This window comes from Mesorhizobium australicum, from assembly GCF_900177325.1.
In the GTDB taxonomy this organism is placed as follows: domain Bacteria; phylum Pseudomonadota; class Alphaproteobacteria; order Rhizobiales; family Rhizobiaceae; genus Mesorhizobium_A; species Mesorhizobium_A australicum_A.
In genome coordinates, this window is the sequence record NZ_FXBL01000004.1 from 4915316 (window position 1) to 4928250 (window position 12935).

11 protein-coding genes are annotated in these 12935 nt (G+C 67.2%); 7 read left to right on the top strand and 4 right to left on the bottom strand.

From position 1 onward, the window contains the following. Positions 1–120 precede the first annotated feature (120 nt). From B9Z03_RS26685 to B9Z03_RS26695, 3 genes are all read right to left on the bottom strand, one after another. Positions 121–2046 (bottom strand): TRAP transporter large permease, encoded by a 1926-nt coding sequence (locus B9Z03_RS26685; RefSeq protein ID WP_085467003.1) that lies wholly within the window; start codon positions 2044–2046, stop codon positions 121–123. A 117-nt stretch (positions 2047–2163) separates the two neighbouring features. After that, the gene (locus B9Z03_RS26690; protein WP_176247651.1) at positions 2164–3180 is read right to left on the bottom strand and encodes a TRAP transporter substrate-binding protein; all 1017 of its coding nucleotides are present in this window, start codon (positions 3178–3180) and stop codon (positions 2164–2166) included. A gap of 146 nt (positions 3181–3326) precedes the next feature. Then, positions 3327–4274 carry a LysR family transcriptional regulator gene (locus tag B9Z03_RS26695; protein WP_085467005.1) on the bottom strand — a complete coding sequence of 316 codons (948 nt, stop codon included), beginning with the start codon at positions 4272–4274 and terminating at the stop codon, positions 3327–3329. A gap of 149 nt (positions 4275–4423) precedes the next feature. Here B9Z03_RS26695 and B9Z03_RS26700 point away from each other — a divergent pair, with 149 nt between their 5' ends. The 4 genes from B9Z03_RS26700 (at position 4424) to B9Z03_RS26715 (ending at position 9607) form a co-directional block, all read left to right on the top strand. Beyond that, positions 4424–5569 (top strand): amidohydrolase family protein, encoded by a 1146-nt coding sequence (locus B9Z03_RS26700; protein ID WP_085467885.1) that lies wholly within the window; start codon positions 4424–4426, stop codon positions 5567–5569. Next, complete coding sequence (locus tag B9Z03_RS26705) at positions 5556–6740, top strand: CaiB/BaiF CoA transferase family protein (RefSeq protein ID WP_176247652.1); 1185 nt, start codon at positions 5556–5558, stop codon at positions 6738–6740. Before B9Z03_RS26700 ends, B9Z03_RS26705 begins: the two co-directional genes overlap by 14 nt. 329 nt (positions 6741–7069) lie before the next feature. Continuing rightward, positions 7070–8506, top strand: coding sequence for an aldehyde dehydrogenase family protein (locus tag B9Z03_RS26710; protein ID WP_085467007.1), 1437 nt, complete (start codon positions 7070–7072; stop codon positions 8504–8506). A gap of 174 nt (positions 8507–8680) precedes the next feature. Further along, complete coding sequence (locus B9Z03_RS26715; RefSeq protein WP_085467008.1) at positions 8681–9607, top strand: patatin-like phospholipase family protein; 927 nt, start codon at positions 8681–8683, stop codon at positions 9605–9607. An 18-nt stretch (positions 9608–9625) separates the two neighbouring features. On the opposite strand, the gene B9Z03_RS26720 is transcribed toward B9Z03_RS26715, so the two are convergent. Continuing rightward, on the bottom strand, positions 9626–10255 hold the full coding sequence (locus B9Z03_RS26720) for a TetR/AcrR family transcriptional regulator (protein ID WP_085467009.1): 630 nt from the start codon (positions 10253–10255) through the stop codon (positions 9626–9628). A 103-nt stretch (positions 10256–10358) separates the two neighbouring features. On the opposite strand from B9Z03_RS26720, the gene B9Z03_RS26725 reads away from it, so the two are divergent. From B9Z03_RS26725 to B9Z03_RS26735, 3 genes are read left to right on the top strand one after another with little or no spacing between them, the layout of a single operon-like run. Beyond that, a complete protein-coding gene (locus B9Z03_RS26725; protein WP_085467010.1) occupies positions 10359–11552 on the top strand; it encodes a Tm-1-like ATP-binding domain-containing protein in 1194 nt (397 codons plus the stop codon). A gap of 10 nt (positions 11553–11562) precedes the next feature. Next, on the top strand, positions 11563–12405 hold the full coding sequence (locus tag B9Z03_RS26730) for a phosphoenolpyruvate hydrolase family protein (RefSeq protein ID WP_085467011.1): 843 nt from the start codon (positions 11563–11565) through the stop codon (positions 12403–12405). Between the two features lie 26 nt (positions 12406–12431). Continuing rightward, a complete protein-coding gene (locus tag B9Z03_RS26735) occupies positions 12432–12851 on the top strand; it encodes a cupin domain-containing protein (RefSeq protein WP_085467012.1) in 420 nt (139 codons plus the stop codon). The last annotated feature ends 84 nt before the right edge of the window (positions 12852–12935 follow it).

Consider the following 12935-nt stretch of genomic DNA (forward strand, 5'->3'; position numbering starts at 1 on the left):
GATTCTAGCGCAGCGTCGGCATCGACATCGGCGTCGACGACTGCACCTGCCTGCTCGGACCCGGCGGTATTCACGAGTCCCGATGTGTGTCCCGGCCGCGAACGTGTCATCGTCGCCCCCCTACATCAACGAGGGCAGGAAGAGCGCGATCTGCGGAAACAGCGTGATCAGCCCGACCAGCGCCAGGAAGGCGAACCAGAACGGGAAGACGCCGCGGAAGATCTGGTACATCGACACGTCCTTGGTCATAGCCGCGATGGCGAAGACGTTGACGCCGATCGGCGGCGTGACCACGCCGAGCTCGACCATGATGACGCAGATGACGCCGAACCAGATCGGATCGAAGCCGGCGTTGATGGCAAGGGGGAAGAACAGCGGCACGGTCAGCACCAGGGCCGGCAGGGCGTTCATGAACATGCCGATCAGCACGTAGAAGGCGAGGATCGCGCCGAGAAGCTGGTATTTGCCGAGGTCGAAATCGACGATGAGCTGCGCCAGCTGCGCCGTCAGCCCGCTGATGGCGATGAAGCGGCTGAAGACCGTCGCGAACATGAAAATGATGATGATGGCGGTGGACAGGCGGAGCGTCCGTTCGATGGAGTTCCACAGCGAGCGGCGGTTCAGCCGTCCCATCGCGGCGGAGATGAGAAGCGCACCCAGCACGCCGACGCCTGCCGCTTCGTTGGTGGTGACGATGCCGGAATAGATGCCGCCGAGAACCATGAGGATCAGGACGAGGATCGGCCATGTCTCGACGCTGGCCGAGAAGCGCTCCTGCCAGCCGCTCCGCTCGCACCGAGGCGCGAGCGCGGGATCGATGATCGCGCGCACCGTGATCATGGCGATCAGAATGACGGCGAAGAGGATGCCGGGCAGCACCCCGGCCAGGAAGAGCTTGCCGATGGAGACTTCGGTGATCATGCCATAGACGATGAAGGCGATCGAGGGCGGGATCATAACGCCGATGGTTGCCGCGCAGGCGATCGAGGCCGCCGCAAGCTTCATGTCGTAGCCATAGGCCTTCATCTGCGGCAGGGCGATCGAGCCCATGCTGTAGACGCCGGACAGCGTGTCGCCGACGATCGAGGACAGGCCGGCGCAGGCGACGGTGCTGGCCGAGGCGAGCCCGCCCGGCAGGTGTCCGATCCATTTGTAGGCGGCCCTGTAGAGGCCTTCGGCGAAGCCCGAGGCGACGACGATCAAACCCATCCAGGTGAACAGCGGCACCGCGCTCCATGTCGGATCCCTGACCACGTCGAGCGTCGTCGTGCCGAGGCTGGTGAGACTCGCTGCCGGACCGATCAAAAGGCTGATTCCGAGCACGGCGCTTATCGCCATTGCGGCGGCGATGTGGACGCCGAGGAAGATCAGGACGAAGCATAACACGATGCACGCCATGCCGCGCATCTCGCGAGGGATGTTGACAGGCAGGTCGGCAGGCCGGAAGGAGAACCATAGGATCGCCACGGCCACGGCCGCGAAAACGCCGAGGATCGCCAGCGACCGCGTGTCGTGCATGCGCGCGACGTCCGCCGCGGCGCTTACGAGATTGCGCAGGAGCGCCAGGGCAAAGAGGGCCATGAACACGGCCGCTGCGAGGGCAAACGGCCATTCGGGGACGCCAAGCACACCAGTCATGATGTCGTTGCCGGCCTGATAGAGCGACTGCCTGTAGACCTGCAGGGCGGTGAGGCAGATGGTCGCCAGCGTCAGGAACAGGCCGCCAGCCGTCAGCGGCAGCCTGACGAAGTCCGGCACTGCGTTGAGCAGCACGTCGACACGGATGTGGCCCTTGTCGAGCTCGACGAGGCTCAACGTCGAGAGCGCGACGAAGATCATCAGAAGTCCGGTCGTCTCCATGCCGCCGGGCACGACCGTGGAGAACAGGTTTCGCAGGATCACGTCGGCCGCGGTCAACACCATGATCGCCGCGAGTGCCGCGCCGCCGAGGAAACGGACGGCGCGGCTCGGCCAATCGAGGACGCGTGCGGCAAGCGGGACCGGCGTGTCGGCGACAGGTGGCATCATTATTTCGGTCGACTGCATGTCATTAGCCTTGTCTGGCCCCTTTTTCTTGCCACGGGCGTGTGAACTCGCGCGGCGAGAGATGGACAGGGCCGGCCCGCGCGCTGTGACGAGCCGGCGAAGCGAACGGCTTTCGCCCTAGTTCTGGTCGTAGAGCTTGAGCAGCCGAACCGCCTCGTCCAGGATCTCCTGGCCCGGCATGCCCTTCGCGTTCGCCTTCTCAACCCAGGCGTCCCACATCGGGCGCATCGTCGTCGCAAGCGCGGCCTGGTCGTCCGCGGAAAGCGTCAGGATGTTCTCCGGCGGGATGCTTCCCATGGCCGCCGCCGCGCCGTCCGTGGTGTTGTAGAAGAAGTAGACCGGCAACAGGTCCGCCAGGTGCTTCTTCTCGCCGTCGGTCAGCTTGTCGTAGGCGTCCTTGTTCATCACCGTGCTGTAGGTGCCTGGATTGAGGTTCACCAGCGTGTGGTAGGTCGTCACCTCGTTGAGCTTGAAATTGTTGACCCAGCCCCAGGCGCAGAGCACGCCGTCGACCGCGCCGCGCTGCAGTGCGAGATAGGCGTCGGGACCGAGCATCACGCTGGCGCTCGCACCCAGTTTCTCCAGAACCTCGACGCCGGCGGAATCCTGCGCGGCGAAGACCTTGCCTTTCAGATCGGCGAGCGTGGCGACCGGTGCCTTGGAATGGATGTGCGCGCCCATCGCCACGAAGGTCGCCAGTTCCACGACATTGTCCTGTTCGGTGAACAGCTCGCCGAGAGCCGGATACTTCTCGCGCAGGCGCCAATAGACGGTGCTGGCCACGGTCTGGTTCTTCGACAGGCCGGGCAGCGCGAGCAGTTCCATCTGCGGGAACTTGCCCGGCAGGACCGGATGCCAGACGAAGCCGATGTCGAGCAGGCCGGACCCCGTCGCCTGCAGCCAGTCCTTGAACGGCGTGACCGAGTTGGGCGGGAAGAAGGTCACCTTCGCCCGTCCATCGGTGATCGCCTCCAGTTGCGCGGCGAAACGCCGGTCCATCGCGTTCCATGGGGTCCCGTCCGGGGACGCGAACTGCATCTTGAGTTCGAGATCGGCCGCCGCGGCCGTCGCGGACGGCATGGCACCGCTGGCCAGCAACAGCGCCGCCGCCGCGAACAGGTTCTTGAATGTCATTGCTTCCTCCCGGATACTACTATCCTCACCCGGCGCGAGCCTCTCGCCGCCCGCGATCACGCGGACGGGCTCGTTCCCAGACGTCGCGCCGCGCATCCTCCAGAAGGAAACTAGGCCTGCGGATGCTTTAGCGGCACTTATTTCTTCTAAACCGATCCGTAATCCGCGCTTAAGGCAGGGCTGACGATCCGCCGCCATTCCTCGTCCATTCTCTGCAGTTCCTGGCGGAAGTAGTCGTAGAAGAGTTGCGACGGTCGCGTCATCGGCCGCCGGGTCGGCACGATGAGCGCGACGTCGACGTGCAGCGCCGGCTGCTCGATCGGATTGATCGTCAGCCGGTCGTTGCCGAGTTCCTGCAAGCCGATCCAGAACGGCAGGATCGACGACCAGTCGGTCTGACTGACGAAGTGGAAGCCGGCCGACAAGCTGTCGATCGAGATCGTGCGCTCGACGACGATCTCGCCGCTGCGAATCGCCTCCTCGATCCTTGGCCGCAGGCTGTTGGTGCCCGAGGGCACGGACAGCTTCAGCGGTGCGAGGTTCTTCAGCCTGACAGGCTGCATCGGCGCCAGGCCGCGCCGCGCACCGGACAGCAGCGAGACGGGATACCTTCCGACATGCGTCGCCATCACACCGAGATGTTCCTGCGTGAACTGGCCGACATAGAAGTCCAGTCCGCCGGCGGAGGTCTCCGAAACCAGAACGTCGGCCGTGCCGCTGGCGATCTCGATATCGATGCGCGGGAATTCGCGCGTGAAGCGTGCGAGCACCTGCGGCAGGACGGAGCGGGCGAGGCCGGGTGCAAAGCCGGCCGAGATCGAGCCGCTCAAGCCGATCTTGAAGTCCTGCAGCTCGATCTCCGCCTCCGAGACCGCCTTCAGCACCGCAAGGCAGCGAATGTAGAAGCGATTTCCGGCAGCGGTCGGATCTACCCCCCGTGACGTGCGCTCGAACAGGCGCGTCCCGAGCCTGGCTTCCAGCGAACTCATCTGCTGGCTCACTCCCGGCGCCGTGCAGTTGAGCCGCCCGGCGGCGGCGCTGAGGGACCCCGTCTCGTAGGCGGCGACGAAATAGCGAATCTGCCGGAGGTCCATGTGATGTCCGATATTAGTGATATCTAATGCCGCCGTCAGGATATTTAACTATCGGTGATAGCGCCAGTCACCGTATTCTTCGCCAGCCGCCCCTGCAAAGGGAGGAGAGCGGTACGGGCAGGATGGCAAGTCTCGAGGTTTTTTGAAGCATGACGCCGACCGAACGGCAGACATGGGTTCGTCGGATGGGCCGGCGCAACGCATGGTGGGCTCTTGGCCAGGAAGACACGATCGAGCCCAGCTGGGAGGTCGTCGACGCTCATCTCCATCTGTGGGACGAGCGGGATTTTCCCGATCCGGCGGGCGGGCCGACGCCGCTCCGGACGAGCCGCTATCTGTTGCCCGAACTGCTGCGCGATACCGGCTCCGGGCACCATGTGTCCCACTGCGTTTATATTGAATGCGGCTCCGGCTACCGCGCCGGGGGTCCTTCACGCCTGAAGCCGGTCGGCGAAGCCGTGTTCGCTGCGGAGATGGCGGACCGGCTGATCGACCTGCGGGGCCAGATCCGTGTCGGCGCGGCGGTCTGCCATGCCGATCTCCGCGATCCGGATCTGGGAACGGTCCTCGATGCTTACGCGGCGGAGGGCGGAGGGCTCGTACGCGGCGTGCGGCAGGGTGGGGCGCGCCTGGACGATCCGTCGGCCCGCCTGCTCGCCGGCGCGGCCCCGCCCGGCCTCTACGCCGATGCCGATTTCCGGCGTGGCCTCGCGAGCCTCGGCGAGCGCGGTCTCGCCTTCGACGCGTTCCTGTTCCATTTCCAGCTCGGCGTCCTGGTAGAGACGGCCCGCCAGGCGCCCGGCACCACGATCGTCGTCAACCACACCGGAGCGCCCATCGGTTATGGCGGGCCGGCCCGGCCCGGCGATTCCGTCTTCGACGCATGGACCAGGGAGGTCGAGCAACTCGCGGACCTGCCCAACCTGGTGATGAAGCTCGGCGGCCTGGCCTCCATCGTCACCGGATACGACGCGCACCTGCGTGATCGGCCGCCGTCGTCAGAGGAATTCCTCGCCGAGCGCGGCGCCTATTTCCGCCATGCGATCCGCCTCTTCGGCGCCGAACGGTGCATGTTCGAAAGCAACTTTCCGGTCGACAGCACGTCGATCGGCTATCGAACGCTGTGGAACGCCTACAAGGTCCTCGCGGGAGAGCACCGGCCGGAGGAGCGGCGCGCGCTTCTCGGCGGCACAGCGCGTCGGACGTACCGGATCGGAACGCGGTCGGTAAACAAACCGCGATCGTCCGCATCGCATGGAAATGAAAGCCGGGGAGAAGACGATGCTGCCGCTTGAAGGATATCGGGTGATCGACCTGACCCACGTGCTGGCCGGCCCGTGCGCGACGCATCACCTGCGCTGCCTCGGCGCCGAGGTCGTCAAAGTGGAGCGTCCGGGCAGCGGCGACGCCATGCGCGCGCTCGCCCTGCAGCCGGAGCTCGACGGCCTCCCGCCCGGCTTTCGCGCCCTCAATGCCGGCAAGAAGTCGGTGGCGGTCGACCTGGCCGATCCGGCCGGACGCCGGGCCATCCTCGATCTCGCGAAAAGCGGGGACATCTTCGTCGAGAATTTCCGCCCCGGCGTCGCGAGGCGGCTCGGCCTCGGGCCGGAGGACATCAGGGCCGTGCGGCCCGACGTCATCTATTGCTCGATTTCCGGCTGGGGCCAGACCGGCGAGAACGCCAGCCGAGGCGCCTACGACCATGTCGTCCAGGCCGCCACCGGGATGATGATGATGCAAGGCGGCGGGGAGGACCTGGAGCCGATGAAGGTGGGCTTCCCGGTGATCGACATCGCCACCGGCATCAGCGCCGCGGAGGCGATCCTGGCCGCGGTCGTGCGCCGGCTGCGCGGCGACAACGGCCCGATCACGATCGACGTCTCGATGATCGATTCGGCGATCTCGCTGATGTCCGGCCCCGCCGCGCAGGTGCTGGCCAGCGGCCAGCCGCCGGGACGGGTGGGCAATCGCGGCTTCGTCGGCAGCCCGGGCGCGGAGACCTTCGCTACGTCGGACGGGCACATCTCGGTCGCGGCCAACACGATGGGCCAGTTCGAGGCGCTGTGCCGGCTGCTCGGGCGGCCGGAACTCGCCGGTCCGCCCTACATCCCCGCTGGCCTCGGTAGCGAAGCCTTCCTGGCGAACGTTGCGACAGACGAGTTGCGCGCCGCGCTTCGCGCCGCCTTCGCAGCCGCCAGCGCGACGGAGCTGGAAACCCGGCTCAATGCGGCGAACGTTCCGGCCGCGCGCGTGCGCGACCTGCAGGAATTCCTGCGCGACCTCTATCCGAGGACGCCGGGCATCCCGGTCGACGGCGAGCCGCTCGCCTTCGGCCCCGCCTTCCGCCAGGAAGGGGCAGAGCGCCCGTCGCTGGCGCCCGCGCCGCGGCTGGGACAGGATGCGGACCTGCTGACCGTATCCGCCAGGTCCGAGGCGAGGTCGCCCGGCGATGGTCTCCGGACCTGAACACCGAACGCGCCTCGTTCTCGTCGATGGGAGTCCGCCGGCGTGCGGAAAAATTCGCCGCCACCGGTCCCGCCCTGGCCGGCCTCATAGGCCGTGGGTCGACGCTCTGAAAGCGGTGCCGGTTCGCTGTGGCTGAAGCGTTCGTTCCCTGTGAATTGGACGAAGGCTCGCGTTGGACTTAGTCCAGATGCAGTGTGACCCTGTTCAGGACCGGCTGGCCATCCTATCTCGACATCCGCTCACCCGGCCGTCTTTGTCGGCTGGAAAAGGAAACCGGCCGGCCTTAAAAGCTTCGGGCCGTCGCGGCACACAACACGCAGGATTGAGACATGATCGAAAAGCGCCAGTTCTACATCGACGGAAAGTGGATCGACTCGAGCGGCGGGACGGCGTTGGACGTCATCGATCCGTCGACCGAGGAGGCATGCGCCACGATCGTGCTCGGAACCACCGCCGACACCGACAAGGCCGTCGCCGCCGCCAAGGCGGCATTTGCGTCGTGGAGCGCGACCGAGCCGTCCGAGCGGCTGGCGCTGGTGAAGCGCATCCTCGAAATCTACCAGCGCCGCGCGGACGACATGGCGGCGGCGATCAGCCTGGAGATGGGCGCGCCGATCGACCTGGCGCGGACCTCGCAGGTGGGCGCCGGAACCTGGCACATCCAGAACTTCATCGACGCCTTCGAGGAGTTCGAGTTCGTGCGTCCTGCCGGTAACCGCTCGCCTCAGTCGATGGTCGCGTACGAGCCGGTCGGCGTCGCGGCGCTGATTACCCCGTGGAACTGGCCGATGAACCAGGTCGCGCTGAAGGTGATCCCGGCGCTCCTCGCCGGCTGCACCATGGTGCTGAAGCCCTCCGAGATCGCACCGCTGTCGTCGATGCTGTTTGCCGAGATCGTCGACGAGGCCGGCGCGCCTGCCGGCGTGTTCAACCTCGTCAACGGTGACGGGCTGGGCGTGGGAACGCGGCTGTCGACGCATCCGGATGTTGACATGGTCTCCTTCACCGGTTCGACCCGGGCGGGCATCGCCATCACCAAGGCCGCCGCGGACAGCCTGAAGAAGGTCTGCCTCGAACTCGGCGGCAAGGGTGCGAACCTCGTCTTCGCCGACGCCGGCGCCAAGGCGGTCGAGCGCGGCGTCAAGCACGTCTTCAACAATTCCGGCCAGTCCTGCAACGCGCCGACCCGCATGCTGGTCGAGCGTCCCTTCTACGACGAGGCGGTGGAGATCGCCCGCCAGGTGGCCGAGGCAACGCAGGTCGCCTCCGCGCACCAGGCCGGCCCGCATATCGGCCCGGTCGTCTCCGCGACGCAGTTCGAGAAGATCCAGGAGCTGATCTCCTCGGGCATCGAGGAAGGCGCACGCCTCGTCGCCGGCGGTCCCGGCCGTCCGAGCGACCTGAACCGCGGCTACTTCGTGCGGCCGACGGTCTTCGCCGACGTGGTTCCGGGCATGCGGATCGAGAAGGAGGAGATCTTCGGGCCCGTGCTCTCGATCCTGCCGTTCGACAGCGAGGATGAAGCCGTCTCGATCGCCAACGACACGCAGTATGGCCTGACCAACTACGTGCAGACCGGTGATGACGGCCGCGCCAACCGTCTCGCGCGGCGCCTGCGCGCCGGCATGGTGGAAATGAACGGCAAGTCGCGCGGCCCACAGGCCTTCTTCGGCGGCGTCAAGGCATCGGGCCGCGCCCGCGAGGGCGGCCACTGGGGCATCGAGGAGTTCCTCGACGCCAAGGCCATCTCCGGCTGGACCGCCTGATCCAGACATGTCTTCCGCGCCGGTTCGCCCGGCGCGGAACATGACCGACATGCGCCAACCGCAGATGGAACGGACCGGGACGACAGCGCAGTGTCAGAACGGGACGGCGAGGCTGGGATTCGGTCTTGGCGGCGAAGAGTGGACGCGCGAGTATCGGTCCGTGGAGACGAGCCGATGACGAGATACAGGGTCGGACTGGCACTGGGCGGTGGGGCGGCGCGCGGCTGGTCGCATATCGGGGTGCTGGAGACGCTGGTCGGGGCCGGCATCGAGCCGAAGGTCATCGCCGGAACGTCGATCGGGGCGCTGGTGGGTGCTGCCTATGCCTGCGGGCGTCTTGCAGAGCTGAAGGCGTGGGCGCAGGCGGTGGACTGGCGCACGATCGCGAGCCTGCTTGATGTGAAGGTCGCCAATGGCGGGCTGATCGACGGCACGCGGGTGCAGCGCCTGCTGCGCGACCTCGGCATCGACACACCCATCGAAGACCTGCCGGTAAAATATGCCGCGGTGGCGACGGACCTCGCCGACGGGCGCGAGATTTGGCTCGAGACCGGCCCGGTCGACGCGGCGATCCGCGCCTCGATCGGCCTGCCGGGCATCTTCAGCCCGACGCTGGTCGACGGCAAATGGCTGGCCGACGGCGGCCTGGTCAACCAGGTGCCGGTGTCGACGGCCCGGGCGCTGGGCGCCGACTTCATCATCGCGGTGGGGCTGGGTGACGGCATGCTGGCCAAGCGCGCGGCGGGCCTCTCGCCGGCCGCCGCGGAGGAGGCCTCGGCGGCGCAGCGCGGCAGGCTGATGGAGATGGTCGCGCAGATGCCCGGCCCGCTCCGGGAACAGGCGGCGCGGATATTGCCGCAGTTGCTGGCGAGCGGGCCGAAATCGCCCGGCTATTTCGACGTGCTGGCGAATGCGCTGAACATCATGCAGGACCGCATCACCCGCTCGCGACTGGCGGGCGAACCACCGCATGCGATGATCTCGCCGCAGGTCGCCCATATCAGGCTGATGGATTTCCACCGCGCCGGCGAAGCGATCGAGGCCGGCCGCATCGCGACGGAGAAAGCGCTGGACGGGCTGAAGGCGCAGTTGAGCGGCTGACGAAAGCCGGCGCCGGGATCAGCCTTCCTCGATCGCGGCGCGCACGAGTGCGGTCGCGGCCCAGCGGACGACATCCTCCGTGGAGCCCGCATCCAGACCCCACATGTCCTTGAGCACCACCAGCGCCTCGACGCCGAAGATCAGCGACAGCGCCTGCGCCAGCCGCTCGACCTTCGCCGCCGGCAGGCTGCCGCGCAGCGGAACGAGCGCCTCGCGCAGGAGATCGACGCGATGGCCGCGCCGGAACGGCGGTTCGCTCGGCGCCGCGCCCGCCTTGCGCTGCGCCCACTCGTCCAGCGCCAGTTTCAGCGCCGCGCGGAATGTCGCCTCGAAGCCGTCGATGCGCGGCAGCGACGTGCCAAACAGGTCGGCGACGCGCGCCTGCGGATCGGTCGAGGCGGACTGCCAGGCGAGGATCGGCCCGAGGGCCTCGTCGACCACGGCCTCCACCAGCGCCGCCTGACTGGGAAAGTAGCGATAGGCCGTCGCCCGCGACACTTCGGCCGCCTCCGCGACCTCGCTGACCGAGGGCGTGACGCCGGCCTGCATCAACCGGGTCGCGGTTTCCAGCATCAGACGGCGGGTCCGCGCGCGCGGCCCGCGTTCGGCTTCTTCCACAAGTTCGGTCGATTGACGTGAGACGTTCATGTCAATATGATACTCGCGTCTCACATTTCTGCAATGGCATCTAATACGGCTGCAAAAGAATAGGCCGGACAGGCGGAACGGAGAAGTCCGCAGGGGAGGAAAATTGAAACGCGTCCATGTCGTCGGCACGTACGACACCAAAGGCGAGGAGCTTGCCTATCTCGCGGGCCTGATCCGCGCGCAGGGGCTTGCCGTGGCCGAAATCGACGTCGGCACGAGAGAGCCCGCGACGGCCGTCGACATGACGGCTGCCGAGGTCGCCGCCTTTCATCCCGCAGGAGCGTCGGCCGTGCTCGGCCTGAGCGACCGCGGCACGGCGGTGGCGGCGATGGGCCAAGCCTTCGCGCGCTTCCTGGCTGCGCGTGACGATGTGGCCGCGGTGATCGGGCTCGGCGGCGGCGGAGGGACCTCGATCGTCACCGCCGGCATGCGCGCCCTGCCCTATGGCGTGCCGAAGCTGATGGTTTCGACGCTCGCCTCCGGCGACGTGTCGCCCTATGTCGACGTCTCGGACATCGCCTTCATGCCGTCGGTCACGGACATGGCGGGGCTGAACGGCCTTTCGCGCGTCATCCTGCACAACGCAGCCCAGGCGGTCGCCGGCATGGCACGCACCCCGGCCGTCGCGGGCGAAGGCAAGCCGTCGCTCGGGCTCACCATGTTCGGCGTCACCACGACCTGCGTCATGGCGATCGTGGACAGGCTGAAGGCCGACTACGACTGCATGGTGTTCCACGCCACCGGCACGGGCGGGCGGACGATGGAGAAGCTGGCGGACTCCGGCCTGCTGGCGGGCGTGCTGGACATCACGACGACCGAAGTCTGCGACCTGCTGTTCGGCGGCGTCCTGCCGGCGACGGAGGACCGCTTCGGCGCGATCGCGCGCACTCGCCTGCCTTATGTCGGCTCCGTTGGCGCATTGGACATGGTGAACTTCTGGGCCGTCGACACGGTGCCCACGGCCTTCAAGGGGCGGAACCTCTACAGGCACAATCCGAACGTGACGCTGATGAGAACCACCGCCGAGGAATGCCGCCAGATCGGCGAGTGGATCGGCGGCCGGCTGAACGCCTGCGAGGGCGAGGTGCGCTTCCTGATCCCGGAGAAGGGCGTGTCGGCGCTGGACATCGAGGGCGGCGCATTCTTCGACCCGACGGCCGACGCGGCGCTGTTCGACGCGATCGAGCGGACGGTGACGCAGACCGCGCAGCGCCGGATCATCCGCCTGCCGCTGCACATCAACGACCCCGCCTTTGCGCATGCCGCCGCAGAGGCGTTCCTGTCCATTTCCAACTGACGAGACAAAGATGCCCGCCATTCCCCGCAAGACGATCCTCGAGAAGTTCAGGACGATGATCGCGCAAGGCCGGCCGATCGTCGGCGGCGGCGCGGGCACGGGCCTGTCGGCCAAGGCCGAGGAGGCCGGCGGGATCGACCTGATCATCATCTACAATTCCGGCCGCTACCGCATGGCCGGCCGCGGCTCGGCTGCCGGGCTGCTCGCCTACGGCAATGCCAATGAGATCGTGAAGGAGATGGCGGTCGAGGTGTTGCCGGTGGTGAAGCAGACGCCGGTACTGGCCGGCGTCAACGGCACAGATCCGTTCATCCTGATGCCGCAGTTCCTGGCGGAGCTGAAGGCGATGGGCTTTTCCGGCGTGCAGAACTTCCCGACCATCGGCCTGTTCGACGGCTCGATGCGGCAGAGCTTCGAGGAGACCGGCATGGGCTACGGCCTCGAGGTCGACATGATCGCGGCGGCGCATGAGCTCGACCTGTTGACGACGCCCTATGTGTTCAATCCGGACGAGGCGGTGGCGATGACGAAGGCCGGCGCGGACATCGTCGTGGCGCATATGGGCGTGACCACCGGCGGCTCGATCGGCGCGTCGTCGGCCAAGACGCTCGACCAGTGCGTGGCGGAGATCGACGCGATCGCGGCGGCGGCGCGCGGCGTGCGCAAGGACGTGATCGTGCTCTGCCACGGCGGGCCGATCTCGATGCCGGACGATGCGCGCTACATCCTCGACCATTGCGAGGAGATCCACGGCTTCTACGGCGCGAGCTCGATGGAGCGGCTGCCGGCGGAGATCGCCATCCGCAACCAGACGGCCGAATTCAAGACGCTGCCGCTGAAGCGGCGCACATAGGCTACGCATTCAGGGAGGAGTTCAGGATGCTGAAGGGTGCGGACGGATATTTCGTCTATCCGAAGGATGTCGACGCTTTCGGCTTCGACTGGGGCAGGCTGGCGCTGACGGTGGCGCCGGAGGTGAACGGCGCGCAACGCTTCTCAGGCGGCGTGGTCGACCTGCCGAGCGGCCAGGGCCATTCGCGCCACAACCATCCGGGCGCCGAGGAGATCATCTTCGTGATCTCCGGCAACGGCGAGCAGATGGTCGAGGACGAGAACGGCAATCCGGTGATGCGCAAGGTCGGGCCGGGCTGCACGGTCTACGTGCCGGAGAGCCGGTTCCACTCGACGCTGAACACCGGCGACGGGCCGATGCAGCTGTTCGTGGTCTATTCGCCGGCAGGGCCGGAACTCGGGCTGCGCGAGCTGCCGGATTTCAGGATCATCAAGGCGGGGACGTAGGGAGCGAGTGCCACGCCTCTCCTTCTCCCTGTTCACGGGGAAAAGGTGCCCGAAGGGCGGATGAGGGGCATGGCGCGAACTCTC